This window comes from Micromonospora sp. NPDC049257 (assembly GCF_040678915.1).
Classification (GTDB): Bacteria; Actinomycetota; Actinomycetes; order Mycobacteriales; family Micromonosporaceae; genus Micromonospora; species Micromonospora antibiotica.
Map to the genome: position 1 here is coordinate 188,266 of NZ_JBFAQU010000011.1, position 19,167 is coordinate 207,432.

The 19,167-nt window shown below is 73.9% G+C and carries 13 protein-coding genes; 8 read left to right on the forward strand and 5 right to left on the reverse strand.

From position 1 onward, the window contains the following. Positions 1-39: 39 nt before the first annotated feature. Complete coding sequence (ilvA, locus tag AB0K25_RS18565) at positions 40-1,260, forward strand: threonine ammonia-lyase (RefSeq protein ID WP_219467271.1); 1,221 nt, start codon at positions 40-42, stop codon at positions 1,258-1,260. Between the two features lie 75 nt (positions 1,261-1,335). Here ilvA and greA read toward each other — a convergent pair whose 3' ends face one another. Together greA and AB0K25_RS18575 are read right to left on the reverse strand one after the other, a co-directional pair. Then, positions 1,336-1,836 (reverse strand): transcription elongation factor GreA, encoded by a 501-nt coding sequence (gene greA / locus AB0K25_RS18570; protein ID WP_208568520.1) that lies wholly within the window; start codon positions 1,834-1,836, stop codon positions 1,336-1,338. 153 nt (positions 1,837-1,989) lie between these two features. After that, positions 1,990-2,424 (reverse strand): DUF4307 domain-containing protein, encoded by a 435-nt coding sequence (locus tag AB0K25_RS18575; RefSeq protein ID WP_208568519.1) that lies wholly within the window; start codon positions 2,422-2,424, stop codon positions 1,990-1,992. A 179-nt stretch (positions 2,425-2,603) separates the two neighbouring features. Here AB0K25_RS18575 and mca point away from each other — a divergent pair, with 179 nt between their 5' ends. The 3 genes from mca (at position 2,604) to AB0K25_RS18590 (ending at position 6,536) form a co-directional block, all read left to right on the forward strand. Then, entirely contained in the window at positions 2,604-3,485 is an 882-nt protein-coding gene (mca, locus tag AB0K25_RS18580) for a mycothiol conjugate amidase Mca (protein ID WP_219467274.1), read from the forward strand. A 49-nt stretch (positions 3,486-3,534) separates the two neighbouring features. Beyond that, entirely contained in the window at positions 3,535-3,819 is a 285-nt protein-coding gene (locus AB0K25_RS18585) for a hypothetical protein (RefSeq protein ID WP_219467277.1), read from the forward strand. Positions 3,820-4,061: 242 nt separating this feature from the next. Then, the gene (locus AB0K25_RS18590) at positions 4,062-6,536 is read left to right on the forward strand and encodes a bifunctional diguanylate cyclase/phosphodiesterase (protein ID WP_255599003.1); all 2,475 of its coding nucleotides are present in this window, start codon (positions 4,062-4,064) and stop codon (positions 6,534-6,536) included. Positions 6,537-6,757: 221 nt separating this feature from the next. Here AB0K25_RS18590 and AB0K25_RS18595 read toward each other — a convergent pair whose 3' ends face one another. Next, positions 6,758-7,792 (reverse strand): phosphatidylinositol-specific phospholipase C domain-containing protein, encoded by a 1,035-nt coding sequence (locus tag AB0K25_RS18595; RefSeq protein ID WP_357536288.1) that lies wholly within the window; start codon positions 7,790-7,792, stop codon positions 6,758-6,760. A gap of 125 nt (positions 7,793-7,917) precedes the next feature. On the opposite strand from AB0K25_RS18595, the gene AB0K25_RS18600 reads away from it, so the two are divergent. The 3 genes from AB0K25_RS18600 to purE all read left to right on the forward strand — a co-directional run bounded on the left by AB0K25_RS18600 (position 7,918) and on the right by purE (position 11,834). Further along, positions 7,918-9,954: a thioredoxin domain-containing protein gene (locus tag AB0K25_RS18600; protein WP_219467285.1), complete on the forward strand. Its 2,037-nt coding sequence runs from the start codon at positions 7,918-7,920 to the stop codon at positions 9,952-9,954. A 231-nt stretch (positions 9,955-10,185) separates the two neighbouring features. Then, a complete protein-coding gene (locus AB0K25_RS18605; protein ID WP_219467287.1) occupies positions 10,186-11,346 on the forward strand; it encodes a 5-(carboxyamino)imidazole ribonucleotide synthase in 1,161 nt (386 codons plus the stop codon). Beyond that, on the forward strand, positions 11,343-11,834 hold the full coding sequence (gene purE / locus AB0K25_RS18610; RefSeq protein WP_208568512.1) for a 5-(carboxyamino)imidazole ribonucleotide mutase: 492 nt from the start codon (positions 11,343-11,345) through the stop codon (positions 11,832-11,834). The genes AB0K25_RS18605 and purE overlap by 4 nt, the downstream gene beginning before the upstream one ends. Positions 11,835-11,983: 149 nt before the next feature. Here the strand turns inward: purE and AB0K25_RS18615 are convergent, their stop codons facing one another. Beyond that, positions 11,984-16,876: a permease gene (locus tag AB0K25_RS18615; RefSeq protein WP_357536291.1), complete on the reverse strand. Its 4,893-nt coding sequence runs from the start codon at positions 16,874-16,876 to the stop codon at positions 11,984-11,986. Positions 16,877-17,031: 155 nt separating this feature from the next. Then, positions 17,032-18,459 carry a UDP-glucose/GDP-mannose dehydrogenase family protein gene (locus AB0K25_RS18620; RefSeq protein ID WP_208568510.1) on the reverse strand — a complete coding sequence of 476 codons (1,428 nt, stop codon included), beginning with the start codon at positions 18,457-18,459 and terminating at the stop codon, positions 17,032-17,034. A gap of 247 nt (positions 18,460-18,706) precedes the next feature. Between AB0K25_RS18620 and AB0K25_RS18625 the strand changes: the two genes are divergently transcribed. Then, a partial coding sequence (locus AB0K25_RS18625; RefSeq protein WP_363821337.1) for an acyl-CoA dehydrogenase family protein occupies positions 18,707-19,167 on the forward strand: 461 nt, incomplete at its 3' end.

Here is a 19,167-nt window from a genome sequence, read left to right on the forward strand (position 1 = left end):
GCCGCCGGTGCCGCCGGGGGCGGGTGGCACGATCGGGGCATGACGGAACTGGTCGACCTCGCCGACGTACGGGCCGCCCGGGAACTGCTCACCGGGGTCACCCGGACCACCCCGCTGGAGCCGTCCCGGCCGCTGAGCGCGGCGCTGGCCGGCCCGGTCTGGCTCAAGTGCGAGAACATGCAGCGCGCCGGCTCCTACAAGGTGCGCGGCGCGTACGTGCGGATCTCCCGGCTGTCGGCGCAGGAGCGGGAGCAGGGTGTGGTCGCGGCCAGTGCCGGCAACCACGCCCAGGGGGTGGCCCTCGCCGCCGGCCTGGTCGGCACCCACGCCACCGTCTTCATGCCGGTCAACGCCCCACTGCCCAAGGTGGCCGCCACCAAGGGGTACGGCGCTCGCATCGAGCTGGTCGGCAACACCGTGGACGAGTCGTTGGTGGCCGCGCAGACCTTCGCCGAGCGCACCGGCGCGGTGTTCATCCACCCGTTCGACCACCCGGACGTGATCGCCGGCCAGGGCACCGTCGCCCTGGAGATCCTCGAACAGTGCCCCGAGGTGCGGACGATCATCACCGGGGTCGGTGGCGGTGGCCTGATCTCCGGGATGGCGGTGGCCGCGAAGGCGCTGCGACCCGACGTGCGGATCATCGGCGTGCAGGCGGCCAGCGCCGCCGCGTTCCCGCCCTCGCTGGCCGCCGGGGAACCGGTCCGGCTGCCGGCGTTCGCCACCATCGCCGACGGCATCGCGGTCGGCCGGCCAGGTGAGATCACTTTCAGTCACGTCCGTACGCTCGTCGACGAGATGGTCACCGTCAGCGAGGAGGACATCTCCCGGGCGCTGCTGATGCTGCTGGAGCGGGGCAAACAGGTGGTCGAGCCGGCCGGTGCGGTCGGGGTGGCCGCGCTGTTGGCCGGCGTCGTGCAGGTGGACACCCCGACGGTGGCGGTGCTCTCCGGCGGCAACATCGACCCGCTGCTGATGATGCGGGTGATCGAACACGGTCTCGCCGCAGCGGGCCGCTACCTGCGGGTCACCGTGCGCTGCTCGGACCGGCCGGGCCAGCTCGCGTCACTGCTCACCGAGATCGCCGGGCACCGGGCGAACGTGGTCGACGTGGAACACCAGCGGGCCAATCCGCACCTGCGGCTCGGTGAGGTGGAGGTGGCCCTGTCGGTGGAGACCCGGGGCGTCGAGCACTCCGACACCCTGATCAGTGCCCTACGGGCCAGTGGTTACCAGGTGGTCCTGACGACCGAGGCGTGACACCCCGACGGGTGCCACGCCTCGTGCGTACCGATGGATCGTCGTCGGGTCGCGCGGACCCGGCGGCGGTGCGGCTCAGCCGGAGAACGGCTCGAAGCTGACGATCGTCACCTTGATGTCCGCGCCGCTGGGCGCGGTGTAGGTGCAGGCCTGGCCGGGGCGACCGCCCAGGATGGCCCTGCCCAGCGCCGACTCCGGGCTGTAGACCGTCAGGTCGGTGGTGGCGGCGATCTCCCGCGACCCGAGCAGGAACGTCTCGGTGTCGTCCTTGTCGTCGTCGAAGTAGATCGTCACGACCATGCCGGGCGACACCACGTCGGCCGTCGGCGCCTCGCCCACCTGGGCGGTGCGCAGCAGCTCCTTGAGGTAGAGGATCCGGCCCTCGGCCTTGCCCTGCTCCTCGCGGGCGGCGTGGTAGCCACCGTTCTCCCGCAGGTCGCCCTCTTCCCGCCGGGCGTTGATCTCGGCGGCGATGACCGGCCGGTTGGCGATCAGCTCGTCGAGCTCGGCCTGGAGGCGGTCGTGCGCGTCCTGGGACAGCCAGGTGGCGGGCGCCTTGTTGTCATTGGTGGACACAGGCGTACTCCTCGGATGTGCGTGCTGGCTGACAGGTGACTTACCAACCTACCAGTGGCCGGCACGTGCGGGCGTCGTCGATCACCCGGTCGGGTGGGAGCAGCGTGCCGCCCGCCGGCCGTGGCGTCGCCGCGCCCTGGTCACCCGTGGTGTTCAGCCCGCCGGACGGCAGCGGACCACTTCGCCGATGAACGGACGCTCGGTGGTCGCCACCCGGTGCCGGGCGGTGACGTGCCGCTGGCCGGGGGACGCGGTCACGGTGACCTCCTCGTGCCCCACCTCGACGCCGGCGTGCGAGCGGGCCCGCACCAGACACACCGCCGAGCCGCCCTCGGGCACGGTCACCCGGAAGTCGACCCGCACGCCGGTGTCGCTGGCATCGGTGTAGGTGATCACCTCGGGCCGGTATTCCGGGTCGCCGTAGCGCTGGTAGAGCTGCGTCGCGGCCAGGACCAACCCGGCGATCAGCACGGCCACCAGTGCCCAGCTCAGCGCCGGGCGTCGACGCCCGGGCTCCCGTCGGCGGCCGTACCGGCCGGGCGGGAACACCGGCGCGGCCGAGGGAACTGTGGCGTGCGTCTCGGTCACCGGCGGGTATCTCCTGGCGTTGTTGTCGGTCGCGTCGGCAAGAATGACAGGGTCCATCTTCCCAGCCCGGGGCCGGGCCCGGAACGGCAGGTCGGCAGCCGCGCCGACAGGTCACCGCGGCGGGTCGGGCGAGCGACCCGGACCGGGCCGCCGGCGGGCACAGACGAGGAGCGCCCACGTTGGCAGAGAAGCTGCGGCTCATGGCCGTGCACGCACACCCGGACGACGAGTCCAGCAAGGGTGCCGCGACCATGGCGAAATACGTCGCCGAGGGGGTGGACGTGCTGGTCGTGACGTGCACCGGGGGCGAACGCGGCAGCGTGCTCAACCCCAAGCTCGACCGCCCCGACGTGTGGGCCAACATCGGTGAGATCCGGCGGGCCGAGATGGACGCCGCCCGGGCGATCCTCGGCGTCGAGCAGGCCTGGCTGGGCTTCGTCGACTCGGGCCTGCCCGAGGGCGACCCGCTGCCGCCGTTGCCCGAGGGCTGCTTCGCCCTCCAGGACGTCGAGGTGGCGGCCGGGCCGCTGGTCAAGCTGATGCGGGAGTTCCGTCCGCACGTCGTCACCACGTACGACGAGGAGGGCGGCTACCCGCACCCCGACCACATCATGTGCCACAAGGTCAGCGTGGCCGCGTTCGAGGCGGCCGGCGACCCGACCCGGTACCCGGAACTGGGCGCCCCCTGGCAGCCGTTGAAGCTCTACTACGACATCGGCTTCTCCAAGGGCAGGATCCTGGCCCTGCACGAGGGCACGCTGGCCGCGGGCCTCCCCTCACCGTACGAGGACTGGCTCAAGCGCTGGGACGAGCGGCCGGACAAGGGTTCGCGGATCACCACCCGGGTGGAGTGCGCGGAATACTTCCCGGTCCGCGACGACGCGTTGCGCGCCCACGCCACCCAGGTCGACCCGGACGGCTTCTGGTTCCACGTGCCGATGGAGATCCAGCAGCACGCCTGGCCGACGGAGGACTTCCAACTCGCCCGCTCGACGGTCGACTCCCCGCTGCCCGAGTCCGACCTGTTCGCCGGGGTACGGGAAGCCGCCCATGTCAGGTGACCGGCGGCCGGGGCTACGCTGACACTCCACCGCACATCGGAGAAATGCCATGCTCAACACTGTCCAGGTGCTCGCGGAGAACAACTTCGGGGACACCCGCACGGGTGGTCTGGCCGGGCCGATGGGCCTGTTCCTCATCCTGATCCTCGGCACCGCCACCGTGCTGCTGATCCGCAACATGAACTCCCGGCTGCGCCGGTTGCCCGAGCGGTTCCCCCAGCAGGGCGGCCCGGTCGGGGCCGACCGGGCCGATTCGTCGGCCACCGGTCCGTCGGACGGGACGACCGGGCAGGAATCACGTACGAACCTGCCGAGCGGCCACCAGCAGCCCTGAGTGGGATGACGGGGGCGTGAATCACGCTGATCCGGGTCGTCGACCCCTGTTGCGGCCACCCGGATTGGCTTAGCCTTCCGCCGGGGGACGAAAGTCCCTGAGCCGTGCGCGGGAGGGGGTGCCATGACCGTCGTAGCCGCGTTCGTCCGTCGCGCCGTCGACGGCCCCGCGGACGGAGCCGGGCGGTGACCTCCGGCAGGGCCGGCGCGTCCGACGACGGGCCGGAGCCGCCGGACACCCCGCTGCGGGTACGTGTCCTCACCCTCGCCGTGACCCTGACCGCGTTGGTGGCGGTGGCGCTCGGCCTGCGCCTGCCGACCGTCCTGCCGCCCGACGACCCGCTCCCCGCGGTCGCCCGGTTCGGCATCGTCGTCGCCGTGTTCGCGATGTCCCAACTCGCCCGGTTGCGGTTCCGCACCGCCACCGGCATGGTGAGCATCACCTGGGGCGAGGCGGCCCTGATCGTCTGCCTCTACCTCGCGCCAGCCGGCTGGTTGCCGGCCGCAGCGCTGCTCGGCACCGGTGTGGCCTGGACGACCATGTCACTGGCCGCCGACCGCCGTCCCCCGGTGGAGCTGCTGCGGATCGCCGCCTCGCTGACCGCAGCCACCGCGCTCGCCGTCGCCGTCACCACCGCCCTCGGTCAGCCGTTGCTGGCCGGCCCCACCCCGGCCCTCGTGCCCGCCCTGGTCGCCGGCGCGGTCACCTACCTGCTCACCACCGCCGGGCTGGGCGGGGCCACCCTCGCCCTGCGGCACGGCGTTGCGGTCGGCCCGGCGCTGCTCGTCGCCCTGCGCGGCAAGGTGCTGATGTTCGTCGGCAACGTGGTGGTCGGGCTGGTCGTGGTGGCCCTGCTGGAGGTCGACCCGCGCTGGTTGCTGCTGCTCCCACCGCTGCTCTGGCTGCTCCAGCAGACCTACCGGCACCGGCTGCGCGCCGACCAGGAACAGCGCACCTGGCGGGCCTTCGCCGAGGCCACCGCCGCGCTCAACCAGCTCGACGAGCGCGGGGTGGCCACGGCGGCGGTCACCGGCGCGCTGGCCCTCTTCGGTGCCGAACTGGTGGACGTGGACGTGGCCCGGGGTGACGGCCGCTGGCGGCGTTACCGGGGTGACGCCTCGGGCCAGGTGGCCGACCGGGAGACCGGGCCACCCGCCGGGGCCACCGTGGACACCCACGAACTGGTCCGGCCGCTCGTCGTCGGTGACGTCCAGGTCGGACAGTTGCGGGTCCGGTTCCCCTCCACCGGGCCGCCGAACGACCGGGAACGCGACGCGGTGGCCGCCTACTCCGACGCGTTGGCCGCCGCGCTGCACGACGCGGCGACCCATCGGGAGTTGCGGCTGGTCAGTGCCCGCTCGTCGTACGACGCGGTGCACGACGCGCTGACTGGGCTGGTCAACCGGACGGCCATGCTGACCAAGGGCGACCAGGCGTTGCGGCAGCTCGTCCACGATCATCCGGTGGCGTTGCTGCTGCTCGACATCGACCAGTTCAAAGAGGTCAACGACACCCTCGGGCACGCGGCCGGCGACCAGCTGCTGCGGCTCACCGGCAACCGGTTGGGCACCCTGACCCGCCCCGGCGACCTGCTCGCCCGGCTCGGCGGCGACGAGTTCGCCCTGCTGCTGACGTCGGTCCCGGTGATCGGCGACCGGGCCGCCCCGATGGCGTACGCGCTGCGGCAGGCCCGGGAGATCGCCGAGCGGCTGGCCGCGCCGACCGAGGTGGCCGGGGTGCGGATGTCGGTCGAGGTGTCGGTGGGGGTGGTGGTTGCCGGTGCGGGCACCGCCGACCTGACGGAGCTGCTGCGTCGGGCCGACATCGCCATGTACCAGGCGAAGGAGGGCGGCGGCAGCGTCGCCGCGTACGACAGCACCCGGGACGCGGCCAGCACCGACCAGTTGGCCCTGCTGGCCGAATTGCGGGAGGCGTTGCAGGCCGACGACCAGCTGGTGCTGGCCCTGCAACCGGCGGTCGACCTGGCCACCGGCGCACCGACCGGGGTGGAGGCGCTGATCCGCTGGCGGCATCCCCGGCGGGGCTGGCTCAGCCCGGCCGACTTCATCCGCCCGGTGGAGAACAGCGAGCAGCTCGGCACGTTCACCCGGTACGTGCTGGACAAGGCGCTGTCGGTGGCCGCCGAGTGGGCCCGCGACGGGCTGGACGTGCCGATCTCGGTGAACCTCTCGGCCCGCAGCCTGCTCGACCCCCGGTTGCCGGCGGAGATCGCCGACGCCCTGCGTCGCCACCAGGTGCCGCCGCACCGGTTGGTCCTGGAGATCACCGAGACGGTGGTGATGAGCGAGCTGGAGGTGATCGACGAGGTGCTGGCGAACCTGCGGTCGATGGGCGTCCAGTTGGCCGTCGACGACTTCGGCACCGGGTTCTCGTCGCTGTCGTTCGTGACCCGGATCGCGGTGGACGAGTTGAAGGTGGACCGGTCCTTCGTGATCCGGATGGCCGACTCGCCGGAGGCGGCGGCGATCGTCCGGGCCACCGTCGGCCTCGCCCACGAGTTGGGGCTGCGGGTGGTCGCCGAGGGCGTGGAGACGGCTGAGCAGCGGGCCGCACTGGTGGCGTTGGGCTGCACCGCCGCCCAGGGCTACCACTTCTTCAAGCCGATGCCGGCCGACAAGATCGGCGCGGTGCTCGGCTCGCTGCGCGACTCCGCCGAGTCGAACGTCTTCCCCCTGCGGGCCGACGGCGCCTCCTGACCCCGCAACCCCCACCCCTCCTCGGGCGTGTGGCGACGGCATGATCGTGCTCGATCCACGATGTAGTGGTCTCGGCGGGCTTGGGCCACTACAACCAGGATCGAGCATGATCTTGCGGCGGGCGGCGGGCGGCGGGCGGCGGGCGGCGGGTGGCGGGTGGCGGGTGGCGGGGTGGCCCGCGTGCCTACGTCGGAACGCGGGCCACCCCGGCGGCGGGCGGGTCAGCCTCTGGGGAGGACCTCGCCGACCACCGCCGGCAGTGCGGCCCAGTCGGCGGAGGCGATGCTGGCGTGGGCGGCGGCGAGCTGCGCGAGGCGGGCCCGGGCGGCCACCGGATCGGTGTTGCCGACCGCCGGGGGGACGTTCTGCGCGTCGGTCATCACCAGCACGTAGTGGTTGGTGTCGTACCAGGAGGTGTCGATGCCGCCGGTGACGTAGGCCGACGCGTCGCCATCGAACAGGACGAACCACGGGCGCAGGCTGGTGTCGGCGTACCGGCTGCGCGGGTCGCCGGTCTGGGCCCGGTGCACCGCCGGGAACGCCTGCGCCTGACCGAGGGTGCCGGCCGCCGCCAGGCCGGCCAGGTGCTGGGCGTACTCGATGTCGGTCCAGAGGGTGTCGGTGGGGTTGCCCTCCTCGACGGTGCCGGGGATCAGCTCCACGATCACCTTGCCGGCGAGCTGCGCCCGGGTCGGCCAGGCGTTCGCGCGGGCGGCGGCGTCCAGGGTGGCGTACCCGGCGCGCAGGTCGGCGGGGCGGAACACCCGGCTGCCGAGGCGGGCGGCGAGCACCGCGTCGAGCTGGACGGGCCCCTGCCCGGTACGGCTGCTGAAGCCGGTCTTCAGCTCCAGTTTGAGTTGGAGCGGACCGGCGTCGGGGTGGGCGTCGAACCAGAGCCGGATGTCGTCGAGGCAGTGCTCCAGGTTCTTGTTGCGGGTGCCGGTGTAGAGCTGCGCGGGGGTGCTGGCGGCGACGCAGTTGTTGTCGTTGCCGAGCGGGTTGGAGTGGCTGACCCGCCACTGCTTGGTGATGATGTCCGGCCAGACGTCCAGCTCGATCATTCCGGGGCGGGCGTCGAGCGCCTGCGCCAGATAGGTGTACGTCCCGCGTTCGTACGCGTTGTGCGTGCCGACCACGGTGGTCGCCGAGACCCGGGTGCCGGGGTCCACGGCGGCCGAGGCGGGGGCGGCGGTGCTGAACACCGCTGTGGCCACCGCGACCGACGTGAGCGCCGACAGGAGACGGGAACCGCGCATGGGGGTACCTCCTCGCGGGCCGGTGCCGATCACCGCACCCGCACAGATCAAAGACGATGAATGTGAACGGGGGAAGGCCCGGTTTCGGCGGGACGGGTGCGCCCGGGGGTGGATAGGGTCGTCGGGTGAATCGACTCGCCCAGGCCACCTCGCCGTACCTGCTCCAGCACGCCGACAACCCGGTCGACTGGTGGCCGTGGTGCGACGAGGCGTTCGCCGAGGCGAAGCGGAGAGACGTCCCGGTGCTGATCTCGGTGGGCTACGCCGCCTGCCACTGGTGCCACGTGATGGCCCACGAGTCGTTCGAGGACGAGACGGTCGGCGCGCTGGTCAACGCCGGTTTCGTGGCGATCAAGGTGGACCGGGAGGAGCGGCCCGACGTCGACGCCGTCTACATGACCGCCACCCAGGCGATGACCGGCCAGGGCGGGTGGCCGATGACGGTCTTCGCCACCCCCGACGGCACCCCGTTCTTCTGCGGCACGTACTTCCCGAAGCCCAACTTCGTCCGGCTGCTGGAGTCGGTGGGCACCGCGTGGCGGGAGCAGCGGGAGGCCGTACTGCGGCAGGGTGCGGCGGTGGTCGAGGCGATCGGCGGCGCCCAGGCCGTCGGCGGCCCCACCGCCCCGCTCACCGCCGACCTGCTCGACGCCGCCGCCACCCAACTCGCCACCGAGTACGACGAGACGAACGGCGGCTTCGGTGGCGCACCGAAGTTTCCGCCGCACATGAACCTGCTGTTCCTGCTCCGGCACCACCGGCGCACCGGGTCGGCGCGCAGCCTGGAGATCGTCCGGCACACCGCCGAGGCGATGGCCCGGGGCGGCCTGTACGACCAGCTCGCCGGGGGGTTCGCCCGCTACTCGGTGGACGCCCACTGGACGGTGCCGCACTTCGAGAAGATGCTCTACGACAACGCCCTGCTGCTGCGGGTCTACACCCAGCTGTGGCGGCTCACCGGCGACCGGCTGGCCCGCCGGGTGGCCCGGGACACCGCCCGGTTCCTCGCCGACGAGCTGCACCGCCCCGGCGACGGCTTCGCCTCCGCGCTCGACGCCGACACCGACGGGGTGGAGGGCCTCACCTACGCCTGGACCCCGGCCCAGCTCGTCGAGGCGCTCGGCGAGGACGACGGCCGCTGGGCCGCCGACCTGTTCGACGTCACCGAGGCGGGCACCTTCGAGCACGGCACGAGCGTGCTGCGGCTGGCCCGGGACGTCGACGACGCCGACCCGCAGATCCGGGCCCGCTGGCGCAGCGTGGTGGGCCGGCTGCTGGCCGCCCGGGACACCCGCCCCCAACCGGCCCGCGACGACAAGGTGGTGGCCGCCTGGAACGGCCTGGCGGTCACCGCGCTCGTCGAGTTCGTCCAGGTCGCCGCGCTCTGCGCCGACCCCGGCGACGAGGACGCCAACCTGATGGACGGGGTCGCCATCGTCGCCGACGGGGCGCTGCGCGACGCCGCCGAACACCTGGCCGGCGTGCACCTGGTCGACGGCCGGCTCCGCCGGGCCTCCCGCGACCGGACGGTCGGCGAGCCGGCCGGTGTGCTGGAGGACTACGGCTGCGTGGCCGAGGCGTTCTGCGCGGTGCACCAGCTCACCGGCGAGGGCCGCTGGCTGGAGTTGGCCGGTGGCCTGCTGGACGTGGCGCTGGCCCGGTTCGCCGCCTCCGACGGCGGTTTCTACGACACCGCCGACGACGCCGAACGGCTGGTCACCCGGCCGGCCGACCCGACCGACAACGCCACCCCGTCGGGCCGGTCGGCGATCGTGGCGGCGCTGAGCGCGTACGCGGCGTTGAGCGGGGAGACCCGCTACCGGGAGGCGGCGGAGGCGGCCCTGTCGACCGTCGCACCGATCGTCGGCCGGCACGCCCGGTTCACCGGGTACGCGTCGTCCGCCGGTGAGGCGCTGCTGTCCGGGCCGTACGAGATCGCGGTGGTCACCGACGACCCGGCCGGGGACCCGCTGGTCGCCGCCGCGCACCGGCACGCCCCACCCGGTGCGGTGGTGGTCGCCGGCCGGCCCGACCAGCCCGGGGTGCCGCTGCTCGCCGACCGGCCGCTGGTCGACGGGCGGCCCACCGCGTACGTCTGCCGGGGGTTCGTCTGCCAACGGCCGGTGACCTCGGTCGAGGAGCTGGTCGCCCAGCTCACCTGAGCCGACCCCGCCAGGGGCCGGCGGGCTGCCTGCCGGGCGGCTGTCCGCCCGGCCCGGTGCCGGGGGGCGGCCCGCCGGGGCGGTGACCGGCTCGGGTGGTCGCCCACAGGGAGCGGTGACCGGCTCGGGTGGTCGCCCACAGGGAGCGGTGCCCGGTTTCGGGTGGTGGTCCGCTCAGCCGGGTGGCCCTCGGGCCGGGCGGCGAACGGCCCCGGTTAGGCTGGTGGCGCTATGGATTCCCGTACCGGTCTGCCCGTCGTCGGCATGGTGGGTGGCGGCCAACTGGCCCGGATGACCCACCAGGCCGCCATCGCCCTCGGCCAGTCACTGCGTGTGCTGGCGCTCGCCCCCGACGACGGTGCCGCGCTCGTCGCCACCGACGTGCAGTACGGCGACCACACCGACCTCGCCGCGCTGCGCACCTTCGCCAAGGGTTGCGACGTGGTCACCTTCGACCACGAGCACGTCCCGACGGAGCACATCCGCACCCTCGCCGCCGAGGGCGTGAAGCTCTTCCCGCCCGCCGAGGCGTTGTTGCACGCCCAGGACAAGCGGGTGATGCGGGAACGGCTCGGTGCGCTGGGCGCACCCAACCCGGCGTGGCGGCCGGTGGAGGCCCCTGCTGACCTGCTCGCCTTCGGTGCGGAGCAGGGCTGGCCGGTGGTGCTCAAGGCGGCCCGGGGCGGCTACGACGGGCGTGGCGTGTGGCTGGTCGACGACGCCGGGCAGGCCGCCGAGCTGGCCGCCACCCTGCTCGCCGGGGGCACCTCGCTGATCGTCGAGGAGCGGGTGGCGCTGCGCCGGGAGCTGGCCGTGCAGGTGGCCCGCTCACCGTTCGGGCAGGTCGCCGCATATCCGGTGGTGGAGACGGTGCAGCGGGACGGGATCTGCGTCGAGGTCCTCGCTCCCGCCCCCGACCTGGCGGAGGAGTCGGCGGTCGCCGCCCAGCAGCTCGCCATCGACCTGGCCACCGCGCTCGGTGTGGTCGGCCTGCTGGCGGTGGAGCTGTTCCAGACCGACACCGGGCTGGTCGTCAACGAGCTGGCGATGCGCCCGCACAACTCCGGGCACTGGACCATCGAGGGGGCCCGGACCTCGCAGTTCGAGCAGCACCTGCGGGCGGTGCTCGACTACCCGATGGGGGACACCGCGCTGACCGCCCCGGTGGTGGTGATGGCGAACGTGCTCGGCGGTGAGCCGGGGGGGATCTCCCTCGACGAGCGGCTGCACCACCTTTTCGCCGCCGAACCGGGTGCCCGGGTCCACCTGTACGGCAAGCAGGTCCGACCCGGCCGCAAGATCGGGCACGTCACGGTGCTCGGCAACGACCTGGACGACGTACGGGCACGGGCCGCACGGGCCGCCCGTTGGCTGCGGGAGGGGCACGGGTGAGCACCGTCGGGCTGATCATGGGCAGCGACTCGGACTGGCCGGTGATGAGAGCCGCCGCCGACACGCTTGACGAGTTCGAGGTGCCGTACGAGGTGGCGGTGATCTCCGCGCACCGCACCCCGGTCAAGATGATCGAGTACGGCCGGGACGCCGCCGACCGGGGACTCCAGGTGATCATCGCCGGGGCGGGGGGTGCCGCCGCGCTGCCCGGCATGGTGGCTTCGGTCACCCCGCTGCCGGTGATCGGCGTACCGGTCCCGCTCAAGCACCTGGACGGAATGGACTCGCTGCTGTCCATCGTGCAGATGCCGGCCGGGATCCCGGTGGCCACCGTGTCGATCGGCAACGCCCGCAACGCCGGCCTGCTCGCGGTCCGCATCCTCGCGGCCACCGACCCGGCCCTGCGCGCCCGGATGGTCGCCTTCCAGGCCGACCTGGAGGACCTGGTCGCCGAGAAGGACGCCGCCCTCCGCGCCTCCCTGACCTGACCCCCGCAGCCCCACCCTGGCCTGGGCCGCCCACGATCTGCGGCCCAGGCCGTGACCACCCACGACCACCCGGCCCAGGCCGTGACCACCCACGACCACCCGGCCCACTGAGCCCGGCCACGTCCGAACCCCGCCGTGACCCTCCGGCTTCATCTCATGGAGCGCAGGGCAGTCTGGAGCCGGTCCTGGGCGCGGCGGCGACGTTCGTTGCTCGCCCCGAGCACCAGCAGCACCAGGCCGACCGGGATGAGCACCAGCCACGGGCCGAGGCTGAACAGGGCGTGTACGGCCGCGATCGCGGTCACCGCCGCGCCGACGATCACCGGGGCCTGCTGCCGGCTGGTCGAGCCGAAGACGAGCACCGCCACCGCGCCGAGCAGCAGCAGCACCTGGCGCAGCATGCTGGAGTCGGTGGCCAGCACGATCGCCAGGGTCGGCACGAATGCCGCGACGAGTGCCGGGCCGTACGCCACCCAGCTGGACAGGTCGGGGCGGTGGCGCAACTCCAACATGCCGACCAGGAGGGCGAGCGCCGCGAACGGCAGCGTGTACGCCTCGGGCAGCGCCACGTCGGCGACCCGCATCAGGATCCACCAGGCGACGATCTCGCAGGCGACCACCGCCCAGAAGAGGATCCGCCGCTCCACCGGTCGCCGGCCCGGCCGGACGGCGGCCACCCCCAGCACGGCACCCCAGGCGGCGAGCAGGGCGGCGATGTGCCGGGGGGAGTCGAACGCCAGGGCCAGGGCGATGAGCGCGGCGGCGTACCCGCTCCACTCGACGGTGGCGGCCTCCCGGTGCGCCTCGGGCCGCCGTAGCCGGGGCAGCGTCGCGGCGAAGACCTGCAACGCCGCGCCCACGGCGAGCACCCCGAACGCCGACCAGACAGCGGGGAAACCGGCCACCAGCCCGGCGGTGAGCACGAAGAGCTGCGCCATCAGCGAGGCGAACAGCCAGCCGAGGATGCGGGCCCGCCCGGTGGTGCCGACGAGCGCGGCGACGGCCCCGACGCCGACGGCGCCGCCCAGGGTGAACAGGGTCAGCCCTTCACTGGCCAGGCTGCCGGCCAGCCCCGCGCCACCACCGGCCAGCCCGATGACGAAGACCAGCACCCGGGCCAACCGCAGCGACCGGGCCCGCTCCGCCAGCGGGGGTGGCGGGGTCAACGCGAGGCCCAGCATCGAGATGGTGAACACGGCGAGGGCGGCCAGGGCGTTCTGCGGCCAGGCCATGCCCAGGGCGATCGGGGTGATCAGCAGCGTCACCGCCAGGCCGGGCAGCACCACCGGCACCGCCCGGGACCGACGCCCACCGGACAGGCCGGTGGCGGCCAGCGCGGCGGTGCCGGTGAGCAGCAGCGCGGTGAGCACGTGCGTCGGGTCGACCAGTTTCGGTGGCGGGGTACGCAGCTGCGGCGGTGGGCCCTGCCAGATGTGGGCGAGCATCCGGTGCGGCTCGACCAGCGCCACGAAGAGCAGCGGTGCGAGGGAGATCAGGGCCAGCACGGTGGGCACGGCCGCCGCGGCCAGCGCCCCGGCGGCGGGGTCGATCCGCCAGCGTCGTTGCGTACCGTCGTCGGGCAGCCGGCGCAGCGCCCCGTCCAGCAGGACCGTCCAGCGGCGGGTCGGCTGGGCGGACCCGACCGGTGGCACGGTCGCCGCCCGGACGAGTTCGGCGAGCACCCCGAGCAGTGCGGCTGCGGCGGCGAACACCCCGGACGGCAGGTCGACGAAGATGGCGGCCAGCGCGCTGACGGTGGCTCCACCGGCGATCGCCGCGCTCGCGTACGGCAGGTACTGCGGCACCTGGCGGCGGACGGCGGCCACGGCGGCGAGGCCGAAGCTGGACGCGGCCAACGCGGCGGTCAGCACCACCTGCGACCCGTGGCCGAACTCGGCGGCGAGGGCGGCCACCGCACCGGGGAGCGTGAGCAGCGCGGCGGCGGTCGCCAGGCCACCGATCTGCACCAGGTGTGGCGGCATCCCCTCGGTCTCGACGTCGTCCACCAGGGAGGGGGCGACGGACCGGGCGACCGCCGCCACGGCCAGACCGATCAACGCGATGCCGCCCAGGGCGAGCGCGGTGGTCCACGGGCGCACCAGCCCGGCTCCGGCGGCGTGCAACGCGACCACCCCGGCCACGGTGGCCCGGGACAGCCCGGCGCGCGGGTCGGCGGACGCCACCGCGGCCATGGCGAAGACGGTGGCGACGGTCAACCCCACCAGGACCGGTGACCACCAGGGCAGGTCGAAGGCGGCCGGGACACCGATGGTGGCGAGCACCGCGCCGATGCCCGCCACGTCGTACTTCCAGGGGGTGGGGAGCAGGATCGCGGCGGCGAGCGCGAGCAGCGCCAGCGCGACCGGGGCCTGCCAGGCCGAGCCACCGGTCGGTGCGGCCGGCCAGGCGGTGAGGTCCCCGGCCCAGATGGGGCCCGGGGTGGCCAGCACACCCACCCCGCCGCGCAGCGTCGACCAGCCGGCCAGCACCCCGATCAGGGCGGCACCGACGGCGATACCGAGCACCGGGCCGCGCCGCCACTCCTCCGGCATCGCCCGGGCGGCGACGGCGACCACCAGCACCAGCACGGCGGCGACCGCGAGCTGCCCACCGGGGGAGATCACCGCGGTGATCCGGGCCAGGGTGGCGATCAGTGCGGCGGTGACGGCGGCGGCGGCCAGGTCCGCGCCGTCCAGCGCCAGGTCGGAACGCCGACCCGCGTCGATCCGGCCGGCGAACAGCAGCAGCAGCGTGGCGATCAGCACCAGCCCACCGAGCCAGGCGTCGGCGGCGGTGCGTCCCGGGGCGAAGAAGGCGGCCCCGATCACCGCCAACGCGCCCAGCCCAGTGCCGACGGCGTGCGGCAGGCTCAGGTGCCGCTGCGACACCTGCATCATCGCCGCGTAGCCGAGGGTGACGCAGACGGCCAGGAAGCCCGCCGCGAGGATCGGCACCGTCAGTTCCCGCAGCACCGCCGGGGTGAGCGCCGGCCCGGGCGGCTCGGTGGCCGCCACGAACGCGGTGACCGCGCCGGGCAGCGCGAATGCCGCCCCACCGGCCGCCCAACCGGACAGGACGTCGGCGGCGGCCGGGGCGATGCGTACCCGGGGCGCGAGCGCCACCAGCACGCCCGCCAGCATCAGCACGGCCAGTGCGGCGGCAGCCACCGACGGCCGGCTCAGGGCGGCGCCGGCCCCGACGAACCCGACGACGGTGGCGGTGCCGGCGTGCACCACGGCCGCCCGGGTCGTGCCGGCGGAGATCCCGGCGACGCCGATCGCGACCGCCGCCAGCACCATCGGCCAGGGGGCCGCCACCCAACCCAGACCCAGTGAGGCGGGTACGGCCAGCGCGGTCAGGCCCGCGCCGACCACCGCGAACTCGCGGCGGATCTCCGGCGGCAGGGCCAGCACCGCCGCGACGGTGAGCAACAGGGCGCTGGCGGCGAGCTGCCCGGCGGACGGCCCGGCCGTCGCGGCCACCTCGCCAGTGAACGCGGACAGGTCGGCCCGCCAGGCCGGCAACGCCGCCTGGACCGGGGCCAGCCCGGCCCGCAGCGCACCGCCGGCCACCACCAGGCCGCTGACGGTCAGCGCTGCGGCGGAGGCGAGCTGCGGCCCCCGTCGGGCTGCTTCCGGTACGGCCCGCACGGCCAGCCCGGTCAACGTGATGACGGCGGCGATCAGCAGCAACGCCCGGTCCGGGAAGGCCACCGAGGCGATCCGCCCGAGCGCGCCGATCACGGCCAGGGTGAGGATGCCGGCCCCCACGTCCGGCAGCGGCGGGCGGCGCAGCAGCAGGGTGCCGGCCAGGGCCACCGCCGCGGCCAGCAGCAGCGCCGCACCCGCCCCGGTGGCTGCCGGTACGGTCTGCACCCGCAGCAGGGCGGTGACCGCGTACGCCAGGGCGAGCGCCACCGCCACCCCGTGCAGCAGCCAGGTCGCCTCGGGCAGCCCTGGCACCGGTCGGGCGGGCCCGGTCGGGGTGGCCGCCGAGCCGTCGAGGATCTCGCCCGTCTCCTCGGGTGCGCCCTCCGGCCGGCCGTCCGGGGTGACCCGCTGCCGGGGCGGGGCGGTGGTGCCGCCGGTCGCGGCTTCCGGTGGGGCCGGTCGTTCCCGCATGATGCCGGAGCGCACCAGTCCGAGGTCGAGCACGGCCACCACGGTGAACACCACCGCCCAGCCGGTCGGGCCGCTGATCCACCCGTACGCCAGCAGCGGCACCACGGGTTGGGCGGCCAGCACCGCCGCGAACCGGGGGGCCCGCAGGCCGGTGCCGACGGCGTAGGCGAGGGCGACCCCGGTGGTCAGCGCGAAGATCATCCCGGAGAAGACCGCGCCGGACGCGCCGATCCGGTCCACCGCCCACAGCGCGTACCCGGCCAGCGGCACCAGCAGCAGGCCGACCGTGGAGATCGTCTCGGCGGTGGAGGTCAGGCCCCGTTTGGCCAGCACCGGCGGGGCGAGCAGCAGCAGGACGGTGGCGACCAGCAGGATGCCGAGTCGGGCCAGGGCGTCCATCGAGCTGGTCGCGACGGCGGCGAAGACCACTGCGGCCACCGCCAGCACCAGTGCGCCCAGCCCGAGTGGGATGTTCTGCACCTCCCGGGAGGAGGCCTCGGCCGGGTGTTCCGGGTTGTCCGCGCCCAGCCAGGTGGCGGTCCGGTACGGCGGTGGGAGCGGGGGTTCGTCCGGACCGGCCGGGGTGCCCTGCCGGGGCACCCGGGGTGGCGCTCCGGTGGCGGCGGTCGGCGGTCGACGGCCCGGCTTGCGGCGCAGCACCCGGCGCGGGCGGGTGGCCTGCTTGACGCGTTCGTCACCGGCGTGGGCGAGGATGTCCCGCTGGAAGAGGGCGGCCTGCATCTTCGCGGCGATCTGCCGTTGTTCGCGGGCGATCTCGGCGTCGCGTGCCTTCATCTCCGCGATGGAGCGTTCGATGTCGGCCAGGTGTTCGCGCCACTGCGGTTGCTCGGCCCCGCAGTCGGGGCAGCGGGCCGCCGCCTTCATCTGCCGCCCGCACGAGGAGCACTGGAAGTTCTCCACGACATCCCTCCACCCGGCCGGCCGCACTGTGGACGCCGTCCCCACGCAGCATGCCCTGAGCGGGCGTGGATTTCGACACCTGCCGCTCCGTTAGGGGCACAAAAAACGCGTCGGTGCGGGAGTGTCACCTCCCGCACCGACGCGTTCCGGTGTCGTCAGGGGCGGCCCATGCCCCGGTATTCCCAGCCCGCCTGGGTCCACAGTGCCGCGTCGAGGCAGTTGCGGCCGTCCACGACCTTGCGCCCGGCGGCCAGTTCGCCGAGGGCCACCGGGTCGGCGTTGCGGAAGTCGGCCCACTCGGTGAGTACGCAGACCAGGTCGGCCCCGGAGACCGCGTCGTTCACGCTGTCCTCGAAGACCAGTTCCGGGGCGACCCGGCGGGCGTTCTCGGTGCCCTGCGGGTCGTACACGTGCACGTCGGCGCCGGCCTTGGCGAGCAGCGCGGCGACGGCGAGGGCCGGGGCGTCGCGGACGTCGTCGGTGTTGGGTTTGAAGGTCGCGCCGAGCACGGCGATCCGGGTGCCGGAGAAGTCCGGGCCGGCCGGGCCGGAGCGGCGGCCGAGCAGGTCGGCGGCGAGCTGGAGGACCCGGGTGCGGCGGCGCAGGTTGATCAGGTCGACCTCGTGCAGGAACCGCAGCGCCTCGCCGGCACCCAGCTCCTGGGCGCGGGCCTGGAAGGCGCGGATGTCCTTGGGCAGGCAGGCGCCGCCGAAGCCGAGGCCGGCCTGGAGGAACCGGTTGCCGATCCGGGGGTCGTAGCCGATGGCGCGGGCGAGCTGGGTGACGTCGCCGCCGCTGGCCTCGCAGACCTCGGCCATCGCGTTGATGAAGGAGATCTTGGTGGCCAGGAAGGCGTTCGCGGCGACCTTGACCAGTTCGGCGGTGGCGAAGTCGGTGACCACCAGCGGGACCTCCCGGTCCTCGGTGGCGGCCAGGTCGAAGACGCCCTTGTGGGCGGCGTAGAGCATGGCGTTGGCCCACTCGCTCTTGACCCCGACCACGATCCGGTTGGGGCGCAGCACGTCGTCGACGGCGAAGCCCTCCTGGAGGAACTCGGGGCTCCAGGCCACCTCGACGCCCAGGTCGGTCGGGGTGTGCTTGCCGACGAGCTGCTCCACCCACTCGGCGGTGCCGACCGGGACGGTGGACTTGCCGACGATCAGCGCCTTGCGGGTCAGCTGCTGGGCCAGGGCGGTCACCGACGCCTCGACGTACGACAGGTCGGCGCCCATGCCGTCGGCGCGCTGCGGGGTGCCGACGCAGATGAAGTGCACGTCGCCGAAGTCGGCGGTCTCGGCGATGTCGGTCGAGAACCGCAGCCGGCCGGCGGCCAGGTTACGCCGTAGCAGCTCGTCGAGGCCCGGTTCGTGGATCGGCACCTCGCCCGCGTTCAGCTTGGCGATCTTGTCGGCGTCGACGTCGAAGCCGAGCACCTCGTAGCCCAGTTCGGCATAGCAGATGGCGTACGTCGCGCCGAGGTAGCCGGTGCCCAGGAAGGTCACCCGGGGGCGCGGCGCACCCGAGGGGGGCGTCACCGGGGAGATGGTCGGCGCCGGCTGGATGTTCGGGTACGGGATCGTCACGCCTGTCTTCTCCGCTCGCGCTGGCGGCGCTTCACTGCGTCGCAATCGGCTGCGGCGCCTGGCCGGGCACCGATGGAAAAACCTGTCGTTCGGTCAGCGTAGTTGTGCGCTCTCGGGGGCCGTGCGGCGTGATCCTACCTGTCGGTAACATGACGGGGGTCGCGATGGCTATTCTTCAACCGCGGCAGTCGGCGGCCTGAGGGACGTCACAGACTGCGCATGATAGCCGTGAAATGGGAGGGTCGACATGGCCGCAGAGCAGACGTTCGACGTCTACCGGTTGCCCGAGGAGCACGACGCGGTCCGCGAGGCGGTCCGCGACGTCTGTGCCGCCAAGGTGGCCCCGCACGCGGCCGAGGCCGACGAGACCGGTGAGTTCCCCCAGTCGTCGTACGACGCGCTGCGGGCCGCCGACTTCCACGCCCCGCACATCCCGGTGGAGTACGGCGGTGCCGGCGCGGACGCCCTGGCCACCGCGATCGTCATCGAGGAGGTCGCGCGGGTCTGCGCGTCGTCGTCGTTGATCCCGGCGGTGAACAAGCTCGGCACGATGCCGCTGATCCTGGCCGGGTCCGAGGAGTTGAAGCAGCGGTACCTGACCCGGGTCGCCTCGGGTGAGGGGATGTTCTCGTACTGCCTGTCGGAGCCGGAGGCGGGCAGTGACGCGGCGTCGATGACGACGCGGGCGGTGCGTGATGGTGATCACTG

What these genes read in the sequence shown, in the direction of transcription:
- AB0K25_RS18595 (WP_357536288.1), bottom strand. Translation starts at nt 7,792, where the DNA reads ATGCGCGGTTCCCGTCTCCTGTCGGCGCTCACGTCGGTCGCGGTGGCC.
- AB0K25_RS18605 (WP_219467287.1), top strand. Translation starts at nt 10,186, where the DNA reads ATGGATTCCCGTACCGGTCTGCCCGTCGTCGGCATGGTGGGTGGCGGC.
- AB0K25_RS18585 (WP_219467277.1), top strand. Translation starts at nt 3,535, where the DNA reads ATGCTCAACACTGTCCAGGTGCTCGCGGAGAACAACTTCGGGGACACC.
- ilvA (WP_219467271.1), top strand. Translation starts at nt 40, where the DNA reads ATGACGGAACTGGTCGACCTCGCCGACGTACGGGCCGCCCGGGAACTG.